Source organism: Microbacterium sp. SLBN-146 (genome assembly GCF_006715145.1).
Taxonomy (GTDB): domain Bacteria; phylum Actinomycetota; class Actinomycetes; order Actinomycetales; family Microbacteriaceae; genus Microbacterium.
Map to the genome: position 1 here is coordinate 848,470 of NZ_VFMR01000001.1, position 15,861 is coordinate 864,330.

Consider the following 15,861-nt stretch of genomic DNA (forward strand, 5'->3'; position numbering starts at 1 on the left):
GTGACCTTCAACCCGTCGCAGGCCCCGAGCGATCCGGGCCGCCAAGCGCGCCAGCCGGGATGCAAGCATGGGGTGATGGACTCCACTGCACCGATGGACGAATGGCCGCAGATCGGGCGTGTCGAGGTCGAACCGGGATCTCTCGACGGACCGGGCGTCGCGCTCACAGTGCTCGCGACGGAACTCGACATCGACATCGACGAGAGCACCAGAGGCGAAGTTCCGGCTGACGGCTGGCGCGTCATTCGTCGACACCCCGAGGGTGGGGTCATGTTCGCCGCCCCTGTCTCCGCCGACCGAACGCGTTGGCACGTCGGGTCGGCGAGGCCAGGCACCTCCCAGACGTTTCACGTGAGCCCGGAACCAGAGCGACTGCGTCCCAGTCGCGCCGATCGCCGCGGTGGCCTCGTGCTGAAGTGGGCGCCGCACATGGTCGACACCGGCATTCCCGACGATTTCGTCGTTGAAGTCGTCAATGAGGGGGATGCGACGTGGTGGCCGGACGGCGACAGCTTCCACGTCGTCGGCGTGTTCACCGAGCCGGGTCGGTCCGACTTCTCCTTCGGCTGGGCGGGCATGCACCGCGACGGCGGGGTGCCACTGCGTCCGGGTGAGTACGCGCGCATGCGCGTCGACGTCAACAGCGGCGTGTGGGAAAACATCGAGCCGGGTACGTACAACGTGCAGGCGGTCCTCGTCGACCTCGGCATTCGAGCCGACCCGCCACTGACCGTCACCCTCACGAAAGACGCGATCGCGGCCCGGCGCCACCGGCATCCATCACGCCGCTCGGCGCGTGACGAGCGACGGATGATCGAGCACGACATCCAACGGCTGCACGCGATCACCCTCGCGGCAGAGTCGCTCGACATCGTCCTCGCCGCCGTCCGGGATGCGGAATCGGCCGATGATGCGGCCACCGCTCTCGCGACGGCCCTGGACTGCGACCAGGATGTGGCCCGCCTCATCGTCTCCTCGCCGCTCAGTAAGTTCAACGCGGTCAGCCGCGACAGGACCGCCCAGCGGATCGCCCAAGCCCAGCGCCGGATCGACGCTCTCTAGCGCGGCGACCCCGCGGCATCCCTCACACGGGTTCCGTCGTGCGGATGAGTCCGCAGTTCACGCACGACCACGCCACGAGGAACCGCTCGTCATCGAGGATCTCGAACCGCAACGGGTCGCCGCACGTCGGGCAATGCAGCGGGTACTCCATCCGTGCCATCACCCCGCCACCCTACGTCCGCCGCGGCATCCCGTGGCGCTCCGGGGACAGCTCCTCGGCGCGAGACTGCACCTTCCGGCCGAGGCTGCACTCTGAGCCCCCACTCTCGGCCGGAGGATGCAGTCTCGCGGACGCCCGCCCCCTGAGCCCGCAGTCTCGGCCGCAAGGTGCAGTCTCGCGGACGCCCGCCCCCCGCGCCCGCACTCTCGGCCGGAGGATGCAGTCTCGCGGAGAAGTGCCAGACGGCGGACGCCGGGCCCCGCGCGGGCCCGGCGCGGCCCGGCGCCGGGGTCAGTCCAACAACAGCGCGGGTTCCTCGAGCACCGAGGCGATGTCCGCGATGAAGCGCGAGACGCCGTCGCCGTCGACGACGCGGTGGTCGAACGACCCCGACACCGTCGTGACCCAGCGGGGGCGCACTTCACCGTCGACGACCCACGGCTTCTGACGGATCGCGCCGAGTGCCACGATGCCGACCTCGCCCGGATTGATGATCGGCGTTCCGGCATCCACGCCGAACACTCCGATGTTCGTGATCGTGATCGTGCCGCCCGACTGGTCCGCGGGCGTCGTCTTGCCCTCGCGCGCCGTGAGCGTGAGCTTCTCGAGCGCGCGGGCGAGTTCGCGGGTGTTGAGGGCCTGCGCGTCCTTGATGTTCGGCACGAGGAGGCCCCGCGGGGTCGCGGCGGCGATCCCGAGATTGACATAGTGGCGCACACGGATCTGCGCCCCCTCGTCGGAGTCGATCCAGGCCGCATTCACCATCGGCGTGCGCCGGACGGCCCAGATGACGGCGCGCGCCATGATCAGCAGCGGCGACACCTTGACGTCGGCGAAGTCGGGCGAGGACTTGAGGCGCTTGACGAGCTCCATCGTCCGCGACGCATCGACGTCGACCCACACCGACACGTGCGGGGCCGTGTAGGCGCTCGACGTCATGGCGCTCGCGGTCGCCTTGCGCACACCCTTGACGGCGATCGTCTCCTCGCGGGCCTCGTCGACAGGCGCGGATGCCGCGGCGGGAGGCGCCGCGACGGGAATCGTCTCCTCGCGCACGTCGCTCCACTCCGGGGTCTCGATGTTCCGGAAGACGGACGCCTGCGAGGCGTGCTTCATGACGTCGTCGCGCGTCACCTCTCGCGAAGGGCCGCTGGGCACGACGTCGGCGAGGTCGACCCCGAGGTCGCGGGCGAGCTTGCGGATGGGAGGCTTCGCGACGACACCGACCGACGAGCCGACGCGCTCCTCCGCGACCCGCGCCGGGTCGACCTTCTTGCGCCGCGACGTCACCTGCCCGCCCGTCCCGTAGCCGACGAGGACGGCGCCGCCGTCGTCCGCGGCGTCGGCGCCGGGCGCACCGTGCTCGGACTGCCCGACGGTCGCGGGTGCGGCGGCCGCGGCATCCGCGATCGTGATGATGGGTGCTCCGACGTTGACGGTGTCACCCTCGGCGACGAGGAGCGAGCCGACCGTGCCGCCGAAGGGCGACGGGAGTTCGACGAGCGACTTCGCCGTCTCGATCTCGACGAGCACGTCGTTGACGGCCACGGTGTCACCCGGAGCCACGCGCCAGGACACGATCTCAGCTTCGGTGAGGCCCTCGCCGACATCGGGGAGGACGAACGTCTGGGTGCTCATGGGAGCTCCTTCGTGATCAGTACGCCAGAGCGCGGTCGACCGCCTCGAGGATGCGATCGGCATCCGGGAGGTAGGTGCCCTCGAGCTTCGCGGGCGGGAAGGGCGTGTCGAGGCCCGACACGCGCAGCACGGGGGCCTCGAGGGCGTAGAAGGCCTTCTCCATGACGGTCGCCGCGACCTCGGAGCCGAGCGACGTGAAGCCCGGGGCCTCCTGTGCGTAGACCATGCGCCCCGTCCGACGGACGGAGTCGAGGATCGGGCCGTAGTCGACGGGCGACAGCGAGCGGAGGTCGACGACCTCGCACGATGTCCCCTCCGACTCGGCGAGCGCCGCGGCCTGGAGGAGCGTCGTCACCATCGCGCCGTGTCCGACGAGGGTGACGTCGGTGCCGCGGCGGACGAGGCGCGACGCGTGGAGCGGAACCGCACGCGCCTCGGTGTCGACCTCGCCCTTCTGCCAGTACTTCGCCTTGGGCTCGAGGAAGATGACGGGGTCTCGCGACTCGATCGCATCCTGGATCATCCAGTACGCGTCGTTGGGCGTCGAGGGCGACACGACCCGGAGGCCCGGCGTGTGGGTGAAGTACGCTTCGGGGCTCTCCTGGTGGTGCTCGACGGCGCCGATGTGACCGCCGTAGGGGATCCGGATGACGACGGGAAGCGACAGCGACCCCTCGTGCCGGTTGGTGAGCTTCGCGAGCTGCGTCGTGATCTGGTCGAACGCGGGGAAGACGAACCCATCGAACTGGATCTCGATGACGGGACGGAAGCCCGCCATCGCGAGACCGATCGCCGTGCCGACGATGCCGGATTCGGCGAGCGGCGTGTCCAGCACGCGCTGGGGGCCGAAGTCGGCGAGGAGTCCTTCGGTGACACGGAAGACGCCGCCGAGACGGCCGATGTCCTCTCCCATCATGAGGACGCGGTCGCTGTTCGTCATCGCCGCGCGCAGACCGGCGTTGAGCGCCTTGCTGAACGGCATGGTGGTGATGTCGCTCACGATGCGCCTCCCTCGAAGGATGCCTCGTAAGACGCGAGCCACGCGCGCTGCTCGTCGATGAGGGGATGCGGTTCGCTGTAGACGTGGTCGAAGATGAGGTCGGTCTCGATGCCGCCGAGCGCGGTCGTCCGGACCCGGACGTCCTCCGCGGTCGCGGCCGCTTCGGCGTCGACGTCGGCGAAGAAGGCCGCGGACGCGCCGCGTCCCTCGAGGTAGACGCGCATCCGGGTGATCGGGTCGCGCTCCGCCCACGAGGTCTCCTGCGCGGAAGTGCGGTACTTGGTGGGATCGTCGCTCGTCGTGTGCGCGCCCATCCGGTACGTCAACGCCTCGATCGCGCGCGGTCCGAGACCGGAGCGCGCTTCGTCGAGCGCCGTCCGCGTGACGGCGTAGCTCGCGAGCACGTCGTTGCCGTCGATCTGGATGCTCGGCATGCCGTAGCCCTCCGCGCGACGAGCAAGCGGCACGGGTGACTGCGTCGACACGGGCACGGAGATCGCCCACTGGTTGTTCTGCAGGAAGAAGACCTCGGGCGTGCGGTAGCTCGCGGCGAAGACCATCGCCTCGTGGACGTCTCCCTGGCTCGACGCTCCGTCGCCGTAGTAGACGATGACGGCTTCGTCGCGCTCGGGGTCGCCCGTGCCGCAGCGCTTGTCGAATACGAGTCCCATGCCGAAGCCCGTCGCGTGCAGCGTCTGCGCGCCGAGCACCAGGGTGTACAGGTGGGTGTTCCCGTTCTTCGGATCGGACGGATTCCATCCGCCGTGCGTGAGCCCGCGCATGAGTCGGAGGATGTCGACGGGGTCCACTCCGCGGATCTTGGTCACGACGTGCTCGCGGTACGACGGGAAGATGTGGTCCTGGCTCCGAGCCGCGCGGGCCGAGCCGACCTGAGCGGCCTCCTGACCGTAGCTCGGTGGCCACAGCGCGAGCTGGCCCTGCCGCTGCAGGTTGGTCGCCTGACGGTCGAACGCCCGGATCACCGCCATGTCGCGGTAGAGACCTTCGATCTCGCTGTCGGGGAGCGCCTCGATGAGCGGAAGGTACTGCTCGGCAGCGGGGCTCGGAGCGAAGGTGCCGTCGGCGGCGAGGACGCGCACGACACCCGGCTCCTCGGCGAGAGTCGGCTCGTCGGCCAGTTCTTCGAACGGGGTCACCGTTCTACGCTAGCCGTCGGCCGGAATGGCCTTCTGGGAGGTCGTTCACAACGGATGCCGCGATCCGTAGGACCTTCTCGACAGACTCCTCTTCGCCGACCGAGATACGGATGCCGTCTCCCGCAAAGGGCCGCACGATGATCCCGGCCGCGTCGAACGCCTCGGCGAGCGCCATCGTCTCGTGTCCCGCGGGCAGCCAGACGAAGTTCCCCTGCGCCTGTGGGACGGCCCATCCGGCATCGCGGAGGCTCGCGGCGAGCCGGTCCCGCCGCTCGGCGATGACGCTCACGCGCTCGCGGAGCGCGTCTTCCACGTCGAGGCTCGCGAGCGCGGCTTCTTCGGCCTGGGCCGTGACCGAGAGCGGGATCGCGGTGCTGCGGGCAGCGTCGAGAAGGCGCGGGTGTCCGATCGCGTAGCCGACACGAAGTCCCGCGAGTCCGAACGCCTTCGAGAACGTCCGCAGCACGACGACGTTCGGGCGCCCGGCGTTGCCGAGGACGTACATTCCGTCGACGGCGTCCGGGTCGGTCACGAACTCCGCGTACGCCTCGTCGAGGATCACGAGAACGTCGGCGGGCACGTCGGCGACGAACGCGTCGAACTCGGCCTGCGTGACGATGGGCCCCGTCGGGTTGTTGGGGCTGCACACGATGATCGCGCGCGTGCGTTCCGTGATGGCGCGGGCCATCGCGGGAAGGTCGTGGCGCGCGTCCGGCGTGAGCGGCACGTGGACGGCCGTCGCGCCCGCAACGACCGCGAGCCACGGGTAGGCCTCGAAGGAGCGCCACGCGTAGATGACCTCGTCAGCCGGACCCGCCGTCGCCTGGACGAGTTGCGCGAGGATCGCGACACTCCCCGATCCGACGTGCACGGAGTCGGCCGTGACACCGAAGCGCTCCGCGAGGCGCGCGCGCAGGCGTCCCGCCGAGGCATCCGGATACCGGTTGAAGGATGCCGCGGCCGTGACCGCCTCGACGACGCCGGGCAGCGGATCGAAAGGGTTCTCGTTGCTCGACAACTTGAAGGCGTCGGCCCCCGCCTGCTTTCCCTGCTTGTACGGGGGCAGCGCGGCGATCTCGGGCCGCACACGGATGGGGATGTCGGAGGCTTCGGTCACGACCCGAGTCTACGAGCGGGAACGGATGCCACGTCAGCGGGTTGCCGGCGATCGTCGATACCGATCTGGTATCGCGGTACCATTCTGGTATGGCCATGACCCTGCGGATTCCCGAAGAGCTCGACCGTCAGCTCGAAGAGATCGCCGCGGCCGAGCACGTCTCGAAGCACACGCTGTTGTTGCAGGCTGCGCAGCAGATCGTCGATCGACGCGAACGTCGAGCGCAGATCGCCGGCGCCGTCGATTTCGTGCTCTCGCACGACGCGGTGCTCCTCGAGCGACTCGCCGACGCGTGACGCAGTATCTGACCCTCGACGACGCGCTCCATGTGACGAGCGTCTTCGGATTCCACGTTCGGGATGCGGGGCTCCTGTCATCCGCGCTGGCCCGCCCGGCGGCGTCGATGTTCGGAGACGAGGCCTATCCGACGATCGATGGCAAGGCCGCGGCCCTGCTGGAGTCGCTTCTGCGCAACCACGCTCTCGTCGATGGGAACAAGCGCACAGGCTGGACGCTCATGGTCGCCTTCCTCTGGATCAACGGGGGGGTTCACGAGTTCGACACCGACGGCGCTTTCGACCTGATCGTCGGCATCGCTGAGGGCCGCATCGATCTGGAGACGACAGCCGCCGCGATCGCGGCACACCGCGCGGCCCGTCTGAACTGACGCACCGACCGCCGGCTTCGTCGCTGTCAATCCGTTTCGTCGGCGAACTTCGCGTGGAAGACTCCCGGTATGCGATTCATCGTCCGTGTCGTCGTCAACGCCTTCGCCATCTGGGTCGTGACCCTGATTCCCGCCCTGCAGGTGTCGGTCATCGCCTTCGCCCCCGGCGAGACGCTCCAGCTCGTGCTGACGCTCCTCCTCGTCGCGCTCATCTTCGCGCTCGTCAACACGATCATCGGCACCGTCTTGAAGGTGCTCGCGTTCCCGCTCTACATCATCACTCTCGGTCTCATCGGGTTGATCATCAACGCCTTCCTCCTGTGGCTGACGGGCTGGATCACGTCGTTCTGGGACTGGGGTCTGCGCGTCGAGAGCTTCTGGTGGGGCGTTGTGGCGGCGCTCATCATCTCGCTCATCAACTGGGTGTTCGGGATCCTGCTCCGCCCGAAGACGAAAGACTGACACCCGGCACACGCTCGGCGCCGTACTCGGTGACCTCGACCCGGGTCGCCGAGGCGAGGTCGTCGAGAACGGCGCGCACCGCATCGACCCGCGGATCGGTCGAGTCGTCGACGAGCGCGGCGGTCTCGATGTAGCTCTCGAGTGCGTGCGGACCCGGGCCCCCGGCAACGCCGGTGGGATCGTAGGTCGACCGCTCGACGACGATGCTGCCGGGCGCTCCGACGCCCGCCGCGTGCCCTCCTCCCGCGAGCGCGGCGACGGCGTCGTCGGTGTGGCGCATCGAGACGGCCAGGGTCCCGTCGCCGACGTCGGCCTCGACGGGCGAGCCGAGCGAGACGAGGGTCTGGACGTCGAAGGGTCCGTCGAGCGCGAGGTGCGCCGTGATCATCGCGCCCTGCGAATGGCCGAAGGCATGGACGGTGTCGCCCGGACGCGCTCCCGCATCCTCGAGCGCCGCGACTGTCGCCTGGTACGACGCCGACTTGCGTCCGAGGACGAGATCGGAGTTCGATGCCATGTCCCACGCTTCGCGTCCACCGACGTCGGCGGACCTCGTTCCTGAGACGTACACCGCGAACTGCGCGGTGCCGTCGCGCGAGACGTATTTCTCCACGCGGACACGACTGTCACCCGCCCCCGGCATCCGCGAGGCTGCCGACGCGAGGCTCGTCGGGGCGGACCCTGCACGCGTGGGAGCGACGGGATGCACGACGACCTCGTCGCGACCCGGCGCGAGCGTCGCGTTCTGCGGAAGCCGCCCCCACCCGCCGATGCCGACAGCCGTCGCGGCGACGATCGTGCCGAGCCCGCCGACCGCGCCGCCCACGACACCCCCGACATCGGCGATGGTCCGCCCCCACGGCCCGACCTTCTCGAGGATCTCGAGGAGGCCTCCGGCGTCCATCCCCGTCTCGGTCGCGGACCGGACGAGGTCCGAGGGCCACATGATCGTCCGCTCGAGCTCGAGGATGCGGGCCGCCTCCATCGCGTCGGGGAACTCGCGCATGAGCTCCGTACGGTGCCGCTGGATGCGGGCGGCCGAGACTCCATCGCCCGCATTCACGGCGGCGGCATGCTGCGCGTTGAGTTCGACGAGTTCGTAGACACCTGCGGCTTCGCGCAGACTTCCGGCGATCATCGTCGCGTCGGCCATCGACTCCGAAAGACGCGTCGACAGAACGGATGCCGCGCTCACGGCCCCCGCCGCGACATCGCGTTCCACGAAGAGCATGTTGTGCAGCGATCCGAGCCGATGCGCGATGGCTTCGAGACCGGCGGCGGCGGTCACGAAGCGCGCGGCGGTCATGCGCAGCGTGTCGGTGTCGACCGCGATCGCGCCGCCACCGCGGATTTCGAGATCGTCGCTCACGAGCAGCTCGTCTCGACACGCGAGTGAGCGACGGCTCGCGCCTGGACCGACTCGATGCGCGCGACCTCGGCAAGGTCGGCGAGCCGCGCGATCGACTGCGCCCACGCCTCAGCGCGCTCGTGGAAGACGGTCGCCGCCGGTGCCTGCCAGTCTGTGCCCGCCGCAATCCCGCGGGCTTCGTGCGCGGCGGCGACGAGGCGCTCCGTCAGCCCGCCGAGTTCGCGGATGACGACGTCGAGCTCCGGGGTGTAGCGGGGCGCACAGAGGGTGTCGAACGGCATGCCCCTATCGTGGGCGCGCACATCGACGGCGCGGCATCCGTTCGTCACATCTGTGAACGGATGCCGCGCCGCGACGATCTGGGGAGGAATCCCCGATCAGTTGAGCGTGAACGTGTACGTCTGCGTGTTGCCCGCGACGTCGTAGACGACGAGCGTATTGACGCCGCGCACTCCACCGAAGACGCCCGGCTTGATGAAGTTGATGTCCGACCAGGTGTTGTTGGTCAGGTCCTTCAGCTTGCCGTTGAGCGTGACCTTGTCGATCTTGCCCGCGTCGTAGAGCTTGAAGCTCACGAGGTCGTAGGTCTCGCCCGTCTTGACCGTGAACGACGAGCCCGTCTTGACCGTCGCCGTCGGCTTGACCAGGTCGGGCGCCTTCAGGTTCAAGCCGACCACGATCGGATCGTGGTCGCTCGACCGATACGCGTCCGGCGCATAGAGCGCGTCCTGCGCGGGGGCCTTGAACGACATGTCGTAGTCGATGAGGCTCGGCTCGTCGGCGTTCACGTTCCACACGGCGGCGCCGGCGACCTCACCCAGGATCGCGGAACCCGCGAGGGCGTGATCGAGCGACCCCAGCATCCCGTCGAAGATGTAGGTGTACGAGTCGTCGTCGGCCAGGTCGGTGTACCCGGCCGCGTAGAGCGCCTGCATGGGGTCCTCCTGCGCGTAGGCGTTGAGGTCGCCGAGGATGAGCTCGCGCCCCGCGCCCTGACCCGTCGGGTCGGTCGCGAGCCACGACGCGAGCGCTGTCGCGGCCTGCGTGCGCACGCCGTTGCAGTTGCCCTGCCCGTTCGGGTCGGTCGGGTCGCCGACCGCGTTGCAGTCGGATCCCTTCGACTTGAGGTGGTTGACGACGACCGTGAACGTCGCGCCGCGTGCGTCCTTGAAGCTCTGCGTGAGCCCGGGACGGTTGAAGGCGTCGAGCCAACGTGCATCCTTCGACTGATCCATCAGCTGGAAGGCGCCGACGGGCGTGACCGACGCGGGCTTGTAGAGGAGCGCCGTCGTGATGGCGTCACCCCCGATGACGCCCGTCTCGACGTAGTCGTAGACATCGCTGCCCAGCCGCGCGTTGAGCGCGTCGGTGAGGGTCGCGACCGCCGTGCCGTTGTTCTCGATCTCGATGAGCCCGAACACGTCGGCGTCGATCTCGGCGAGTGCCGTGACGATCTTCGCCTCCTGCCGTTCGAACTCGACGGCGTCGTTCGCTCCGCGCGCGTCGGGTCCCGTCAGGGTCGTGAAGTAGTTGAGCACGTTGAAGCTCGCGACCGTGAGGGCACCGGCGACCTGCGGGGCGGGCGCGCGCGGGTTGCCGACCTCGACCTCCGCGCCCTGGGTCGGCTGGATCCCCCAGGTGTCGAAGCGGTAATCGAGGACGCCCGTCGTGTCCGTCACGAGGTCGCCGCTGCGGAACAGATTCGCGAGCGTGAACTCCTGGCCGTTCGGATGGATCGCAGGGTCGGGGTTCTGGTTGCTCCGGCCGTCGTCGACCGTGATCGATTCGACGAGGTTCTTCTCGGCGAGCGCGATCGCTTCAGCGGATCCCGCGTCGTAGAGCTGCGTCGGTTGGAACTGGCGACCGAGCGTCAGCGTGATCGTGCCGAAACGGCCGAACTCGAAGGTCTCGCCGACCGCGAGCTGTTGCGGCAGCGTCACACGCATGCCCTCGAGGGCTTCGCGCTGCTCGGTCGTCGCGGGAAGCGTCAGCTCGGTGGCTGCGGGCAGCGCCGCCCCGGTGGTGCAGACCTCTACGTCGGCGAGGCGGACCTGCGTCATGCCGAACGCCTCTTCTGCCGTGCCCGCGACGCTGACCACGTCTCCGAGGCTCACCTCGGCGCCGCCCGGCGCGTAGACGAAGACCGCGTCAGACGTCGCAGGGTTGCCGTCACCGGCATCCTGCACGTAGTAGCCGTCGAAACCACCCGACTGGAAGTCGCCGACGACGGTGCCCTCGATGAGAACCGTCGACCCGGCGACGGGAGTCGTGGCGCCGGAGCCCTGGACCGATCCGATCGTGACGGGCTGCGCGTTGCAATCGGCGGCGCCTTCGCCCGGGCCCTCGGGCTCGAGCGTGAGAGCGTTGGGCGCGCCGGGGGTGTTGACGGCCTCGCCCGTGGCGAGCGTGCCCGTGAAGCCGTCGATGCCCGCGAGGTCGAAGTCGTTCCGGGTCCAGTCGGACGTCGCGTCGGTGTCGACGCCGTCGGGGATGCGGGACGCGCCCCCGGGCGCGAAGGACAGTCCGTCGTAGGCGACGCCGAGCGTCACGGTGCCGTAGGTGCGGTCGCCCGCGCCGCCGTCGTTGACGGCGACCGAGTCGACGATCTCGAAGCCGAGACCCTCGTCGATGACGCCGTCGTCGTTCGCGTCGATGTCGGAGCCCGCCGCGGGGATCGTCCCCGTGACGAGGAGGAGGCTCAGGGTGCCGTTCTCGAGAGTGTTGGCGGGGAGCTCGAGGAGCGAGCGGCCCGTGGCATCCGGTGCCGGGAAGGTGAGGACGTTGTCGACGACACCGAAGACGGGCGCATCGCCCTCGATGCCGAGGAGGGCGTAGCCGGAGAGGTCGCTCACGCCCCGCGCGAGCAGCTCGACGTACTCGACGTCGGTACCCGCGGTGGAGGCCGAGAACTCGTTGATCACGACGGACGGCTCGACGTCACCGCAGTCGGCGGTGTGGGTTCCGATCCCGTCGAACGTGTCGGTTGCGAAGCCGTCCCATTCGGATGCCGGGTCGAAGGCGTCCGAGCCGCTGGGGTCGCCCGCGCAGACGTCCGCCTGACGACGCAGCGTGTTGTCGGCCGTCGACACGAGGCCCGTGCCCCACTCCGTGCCCGGGTCGAACCCGATCTGCCCGAAGACGTCGATGAGGACGCCCCCCTTGACGAGCGCGATGGCGTCGTCGCCGTTGAACCAGCCGGCGCCGTTCGTCTGGTCGGCCGCCTCGAGGAGCACGGCGTTCGCGGAGGACTGGGCGACGACGTGGACGTCTCCGGAGGCGACGGTCCCCGTGAGGGTGATCGTGAGCCCCGCGTTGACGCCGCCGTTGAAGAAGTACTGCAGCGCGTAGCCGCCCGCCGAGAGGTCGACCGGAGCGCCCGTGCCGTTGTAGATCTCGACGGCCTTGTTGTTGGACGAGCCCTCGACGACCTCGCTCAGGAACAAGTCGGACGGCGGTTCGGCCGAAGCGGCCGGCGCGACGCCGAGAAGAGCGACCGCCGTGACGGCTGCGACGGCGAGAGCGGACGATCGAAGCGGCAGGCGCACGAGTACCTCCATCGGGACAGGCGAAGGCGGCCTTGCGGCCCCCGGGGTTCTCCACGCTAGGCGAGGTCACCGACACGCGGAAGCCCTGTAAGCGACGAACGGGTTAACTCTCACTGGTCGCGACGGACGACGCGCGCCATGATGGAACCCATGACCGCGACCGCCGTGGATCCGTTCCGCGTCGTGTTCGTCTGCACCGGGAACATCTGTCGTTCGCCGATGGCCGAGGTCGTCTTCCGCTCCTTCGCGGATACTGCGGGACTCGGCTCGCGCGTCGTATCCACGAGCGCCGGCACAGGCGACTGGCACGTGGGTGAGCAGGCCGACCGCCGCACCCTCGACGCGCTCGCGCGCCGGGGATACGACGGAGCCCGCCACCGCGCGCGCCAGTTCACGCTGACGGATTTCGCGACGAACGACCTGGTCGTGGCGCTCGATCGCAGCCACGAGCGGATCCTGCGCGGCTGGGCACGCGACGAGGCCGACGCCGACCGGATCGCCCTCCTGATGCCGTTCGACACGAACGCCGGAGCCGTCGACGTCCCCGACCCGTACTACGCCGGCGCCGGGATGTTCGACGAGGTGCTCGCTATGATCGAGAGCGCAAGCCGGGCGCTCTTCCGGCAACTCGAACCCGCGATCCGCCCGGTGGCATAGACGCCGGCATCCGGCTCGCGCTCCGAACGGGAGTTCCGTGACGTCTCTGCCTCCCCAGCCGCTCAGCCCTCTCGACGGCCGCTACCGCGCCGCCGTCTCGGGCCTCGCCGACTACCTCTCCGAGGCGGGCCTGAACCGCGCTCGCGTCGAGGTCGAGGTCGAGTGGCTCATCGCCCTCACCGACCGGTCGCTCTTCGGGACGACGCCCCTGTCCGACGGCGACAAGACGCGGCTGAGGGCTCTGTACGTCGACTTCGGTCAGGACGAGATCGACTGGCTCGCCGCGAAGGAAGCGGTCACACGCCACGACGTCAAGGCCATCGAGTACCTCGTCCGCGACCGGCTGACGACCCTGGGGCTCGACGGCATTGCCGAGCTCACGCACTTCGCCGCGACGAGCGAGGACATCAACTCCGCGTCCTATGGCCTGACGGTGAAGCGCGCCGTCGAGCGCGTGTGGCTGCCGAAGCTCCGCTCCGTCATCGAGAAGCTGCGCGGCCTCGCGATCGAACACCGGGATGCCGCGATGCTGTCGCGCACGCACGGTCAGCCGGCGACCCCCTCGACGATGGGCAAGGAGCTCGCCGTCTTCGCGTGGCGCCTCGAGCGCGTCGCCGCGCAGATCGAGGGCGGCGAGTATCTCGCGAAGTTCTCCGGCGCGACCGGCACGTGGTCGGCGCACCTCGCCGCGGAGCCGTCGGTCGACTGGCCCGAACTCTCGCGGGGGTTCATCGAGGGCCTCGGGATCGGGTTCAACGTCCTCACGACGCAGATCGAGTCGCACGACTGGCAGGTCGAGCTCTACGATCGGGCGCGGCATGCCGGTGGCATCCTGCACAATCTCGCGACGGATGTCTGGACGTACATCTCTCTCGGCTTCTTCTCGCAGATCCCCGTCGCCGGTGCGACCGGGTCGTCGACCATGCCGCACAAGATCAACCCGATCCGGTTCGAGAACGCGGAGGCGAACCTCGAGATCGCCGGGGGGCTGTTCGCGACGCTCGCCTCGACCCTCGTGACATCGCGGATGCAGCGCGACCTCACCGACTCGACGACGCAGCGCAACATCGGCGTCGCGTTCGGTCATTCGCTCCTCGCGCTCGACAACCTCGAGCGTGGCCTCGGCGAGATCTCGCTCGCGCAGCCGGTTCTCGACGCCGACCTCGATGCCAACTGGGAAGTGCTCGCCGAGGCCATCCAGACCGTCGTTCGCGCCGAGATCGCGGCGGGTCGGTCGCGGATCACCGACCCGTACGCGCTCCTGAAGGACCTCACGCGCGGCCGCCGCGTCGGCGGACCCGAACTCGCCGAGTTCGTTCGCGGACTCGACATCGGGGATGCCGCGAAGGAGCGCCTCCTCGCTCTCACGCCCGCGACCTACACGGGCCTCGCTTCGCGTCTCGTCGACGAACTCGGCTGACCCGGCCCCGCGGCGGATCCGGTCCCCGGCGCGGCCCCTCGCTGCCGCGCCGCGCTGCGCGCAGGCCCGCGCCGGGCCGGTATAGGCCGCGAGACTGCACCGTCCGGCCGAGACCGCGGCCCCAGCGTGCAGTCTCGGCCGCAAGGTGCAGTCTCACGGCCCCGCGGTCAGGCGGCTCACGGCTAGGCGGCTCGCAGGCCCAGACCGGATGCCACGCAGCCGCACACCGCACTGCCGGAGCCGTCGCCCGCGGCCGACGCCCGCGAGACTGCATCCTCCGGCCGAGACCGTGGCCCCGCAGCGCAGTCTCGGCCGCAAGGTGCAGTCTCACGGTCAGGCGGCTCGCCGCGACCGGACCGGATGCCACGCAGCCGCACACCGCACTGCCGGAGCCGTCGCCCGCGGCCGACGCCCGCGAGACTGCATCCTCCGGCCGAGACCGCGGCCCCGCAGTGCAGTCTCGGCCGCAAGGTGCAGTCTCACGGTCAGACGGTCAGGCGCTCAGGCGGCGCACGGTCAGGCGGGCGCGCAGCCTCGCGGACCCGCGGGACCGCGGTCAGGTGCGGGGTGCGGCGGGGCCGGAGGCCGTGGCATCCGGGGTTTCGGGCTCGTCGTCAACGAGAACCGGGCGATCCACGGTCTTCGTGACCTGGGCGGGGTCGACCGCGAGCAGAAGCAGGGCGACGACGACGAGCACGACGATGAACGTCACGCCCGCCACGACGGCGGCGACGACGAGCGCGCGTTCGGACTGACCCTCGAACCGCTGCTGGAAGAAGCCCATCGAGATGAGCGTCACGATGCCTGCGAACAGGGCGGAGCCGAAGGCGAGCCCGAGCAGCTGCACGGGCTTCATGAGGTCGCGACGGGTGGGGCGGTCGGTCACGCGGATTCCTTCGTGGGGGCGTCGGCCTGCGACGCGGGAGCGGTCCGCGGAGAGAAGCCCGCGATGCCGAGGTAGACGGCGACGATCGCGGCGTAGGCTCCGAAGAGACCGACGGCGATCGTGATGCCCGTGAGCGTGTAGGTCGCGTCGGCCTCTTCGATCGTGTAGTCGAGCGCGTAGCCCGGCTGGACGAGAAGAAGACCGAGGGCCAGGACGAGTCCGACGGCGCCGATGACGATCGCATCGCGCGCTTCACCGCGGGGCATGAGGGTGCGCGGCGTCCCGTCGCTCCAGGGGGCCACCTCGCCGGGTCGAACCGCCACCGTGCGCGGACGAGCGGAACGGATGCCGACGATCCCCGCGACGAGCTCGATCACGCCGGCGATGACCGCCCACGTGATGACGACCGCGAAGAACCCGATCGTCTCGCGCACGGGCCCGAGACCGCTCACCATGCCCGCGCCCACGGTCACGATCCCGAGCAGGACCGCGGGCCAGCGGACGCCTGCCGGGTACACGAGCCACACGGAGAGGAGGAGCACGAGACCCGTCGCGATCGCGAAGCCGCTGAACACCGCGAGACCGACCGCCGCCGAATGATCGGGTGAGAACGTGATCATGACCGCCGCGATCGCCGCGAACGCGGCACGCGCGAGCTGCACGTGGCGCACCTCGAAAGTGCGGGCGGAAGGAGCTGAGGTCACGGAGATTCCTGCAGAAG

General features: G+C 69.7%; 16 protein-coding genes. 6 read left to right on the forward strand and 10 right to left on the reverse strand.

What is annotated here, in order from left to right; genetic code table 11:
• Nucleotides 1-75 precede the first annotated feature (75 nt).
• Nucleotides 76-1,062 (forward strand): hypothetical protein, encoded by a 987-nt coding sequence (locus FBY39_RS03620; protein WP_141930291.1) that lies wholly within the window; start codon nt 76-78, stop codon nt 1,060-1,062.
• 22 nt (nt 1,063-1,084) lie between these two features.
• On the opposite strand, the gene FBY39_RS16350 is transcribed toward FBY39_RS03620, so the two are convergent.
• The 5 genes from FBY39_RS16350 to FBY39_RS03640 all read right to left on the reverse strand — a co-directional run bounded on the left by FBY39_RS16350 (nt 1,085) and on the right by FBY39_RS03640 (nt 6,134).
• Complete coding sequence (locus tag FBY39_RS16350; RefSeq protein ID WP_160132919.1) at nt 1,085-1,225, reverse strand: hypothetical protein; 141 nt, start codon at nt 1,223-1,225, stop codon at nt 1,085-1,087.
• Between the two features lie 288 nt (nt 1,226-1,513).
• Nucleotides 1,514-2,860, reverse strand: coding sequence for a dihydrolipoamide acetyltransferase family protein (locus FBY39_RS03625; RefSeq protein WP_141930292.1), 1,347 nt, complete (start codon nt 2,858-2,860; stop codon nt 1,514-1,516).
• A 16-nt stretch (nt 2,861-2,876) separates the two neighbouring features.
• Nucleotides 2,877-3,842 (reverse strand): alpha-ketoacid dehydrogenase subunit beta, encoded by a 966-nt coding sequence (locus FBY39_RS03630; protein ID WP_141933856.1) that lies wholly within the window; start codon nt 3,840-3,842, stop codon nt 2,877-2,879.
• Nucleotides 3,843-3,856: 14 nt separating this feature from the next.
• Nucleotides 3,857-5,017, reverse strand: a complete 1,161-nt coding sequence (locus tag FBY39_RS03635) for a thiamine pyrophosphate-dependent enzyme (protein WP_260837424.1) — start codon at nt 5,015-5,017, stop codon at nt 3,857-3,859.
• A 4-nt stretch (nt 5,018-5,021) separates the two neighbouring features.
• Nucleotides 5,022-6,134 (reverse strand): histidinol-phosphate transaminase, encoded by a 1,113-nt coding sequence (locus FBY39_RS03640; protein ID WP_141930293.1) that lies wholly within the window; start codon nt 6,132-6,134, stop codon nt 5,022-5,024.
• Nucleotides 6,135-6,223: 89 nt separating this feature from the next.
• Here FBY39_RS03640 and FBY39_RS03645 point away from each other — a divergent pair, with 89 nt between their 5' ends.
• From FBY39_RS03645 to FBY39_RS03655, 3 genes are all read left to right on the forward strand, one after another.
• Nucleotides 6,224-6,430 (forward strand): ribbon-helix-helix domain-containing protein, encoded by a 207-nt coding sequence (locus FBY39_RS03645; RefSeq protein WP_260837425.1) that lies wholly within the window; start codon nt 6,224-6,226, stop codon nt 6,428-6,430.
• Nucleotides 6,427-6,801: a type II toxin-antitoxin system death-on-curing family toxin gene (locus FBY39_RS03650; RefSeq protein WP_141930294.1), complete on the forward strand. Its 375-nt coding sequence runs from the start codon at nt 6,427-6,429 to the stop codon at nt 6,799-6,801. Before FBY39_RS03645 ends, FBY39_RS03650 begins: the two co-directional genes overlap by 4 nt.
• Before the next feature lie 69 nt (nt 6,802-6,870).
• A complete protein-coding gene (locus FBY39_RS03655) occupies nt 6,871-7,263 on the forward strand; it encodes a phage holin family protein (RefSeq protein WP_141930295.1) in 393 nt (130 codons plus the stop codon).
• Here the strand turns inward: FBY39_RS03655 and FBY39_RS03660 are convergent.
• From FBY39_RS03660 to FBY39_RS03670, 3 genes are all read right to left on the reverse strand, one after another.
• Nucleotides 7,217-8,632, reverse strand: coding sequence for a hypothetical protein (locus tag FBY39_RS03660; RefSeq protein ID WP_141930296.1), 1,416 nt, complete (start codon nt 8,630-8,632; stop codon nt 7,217-7,219). The two genes, FBY39_RS03655 and FBY39_RS03660, sit on opposite strands and share 47 nt — an antisense overlap.
• Nucleotides 8,629-8,913 (reverse strand): hypothetical protein, encoded by a 285-nt coding sequence (locus FBY39_RS03665; RefSeq protein WP_141930297.1) that lies wholly within the window; start codon nt 8,911-8,913, stop codon nt 8,629-8,631. Before FBY39_RS03665 ends, FBY39_RS03660 begins: the two co-directional genes overlap by 4 nt.
• 96 nt (nt 8,914-9,009) lie before the next feature.
• Nucleotides 9,010-12,189 (reverse strand): ExeM/NucH family extracellular endonuclease, encoded by a 3,180-nt coding sequence (locus FBY39_RS03670; protein ID WP_260837426.1) that lies wholly within the window; start codon nt 12,187-12,189, stop codon nt 9,010-9,012.
• Between the two features lie 138 nt (nt 12,190-12,327).
• Here FBY39_RS03670 and FBY39_RS03675 point away from each other — a divergent pair, with 138 nt between their 5' ends.
• On the forward strand, nt 12,328-12,834 hold the full coding sequence (locus FBY39_RS03675; protein WP_141930298.1) for a low molecular weight protein-tyrosine-phosphatase: 507 nt from the start codon (nt 12,328-12,330) through the stop codon (nt 12,832-12,834).
• A gap of 37 nt (nt 12,835-12,871) precedes the next feature.
• Entirely contained in the window at nt 12,872-14,254 is a 1,383-nt protein-coding gene (purB, locus tag FBY39_RS03680) for an adenylosuccinate lyase (RefSeq protein WP_141930299.1), read from the forward strand.
• 556 nt (nt 14,255-14,810) lie between these two features.
• Here the strand turns inward: purB and FBY39_RS03685 are convergent.
• Together FBY39_RS03685 and FBY39_RS03690 are read right to left on the reverse strand one after the other, a co-directional pair.
• A complete protein-coding gene (locus FBY39_RS03685) occupies nt 14,811-15,140 on the reverse strand; it encodes an amino acid transporter (protein WP_396652245.1) in 330 nt (109 codons plus the stop codon).
• Nucleotides 15,137-15,844 (reverse strand): acyl-CoA synthetase, encoded by a 708-nt coding sequence (locus FBY39_RS03690; RefSeq protein WP_141930300.1) that lies wholly within the window; start codon nt 15,842-15,844, stop codon nt 15,137-15,139. The genes FBY39_RS03685 and FBY39_RS03690 overlap by 4 nt, the downstream gene beginning before the upstream one ends.
• Between the last annotated feature and the right edge of the window lie 17 nt (nt 15,845-15,861).

What these genes read in the sequence shown, in the direction of transcription:
- FBY39_RS03620 (WP_141930291.1), top strand. Translation starts at nt 76, where the DNA reads ATGGACTCCACTGCACCGATGGACGAATGGCCGCAGATCGGGCGTGTC.
- FBY39_RS03630 (WP_141933856.1), bottom strand. Translation starts at nt 3,842, where the DNA reads ATGCCGTTCAGCAAGGCGCTCAACGCCGGTCTGCGCGCGGCGATGACG.
- FBY39_RS03675 (WP_141930298.1), top strand. Translation starts at nt 12,328, where the DNA reads ATGACCGCGACCGCCGTGGATCCGTTCCGCGTCGTGTTCGTCTGCACC.
- FBY39_RS03655 (WP_141930295.1), top strand. Translation starts at nt 6,871, where the DNA reads ATGCGATTCATCGTCCGTGTCGTCGTCAACGCCTTCGCCATCTGGGTC.
- FBY39_RS03665 (WP_141930297.1), bottom strand. Translation starts at nt 8,913, where the DNA reads ATGCCGTTCGACACCCTCTGTGCGCCCCGCTACACCCCGGAGCTCGAC.
- FBY39_RS03625 (WP_141930292.1), bottom strand. Translation starts at nt 2,860, where the DNA reads ATGAGCACCCAGACGTTCGTCCTCCCCGATGTCGGCGAGGGCCTCACC.
- FBY39_RS03670 (WP_260837426.1), bottom strand. Translation starts at nt 12,189, where the DNA reads ATGGAGGTACTCGTGCGCCTGCCGCTTCGATCGTCCGCTCTCGCCGTC.
- FBY39_RS03645 (WP_260837425.1), top strand. Translation starts at nt 6,224, where the DNA reads ATGGCCATGACCCTGCGGATTCCCGAAGAGCTCGACCGTCAGCTCGAA.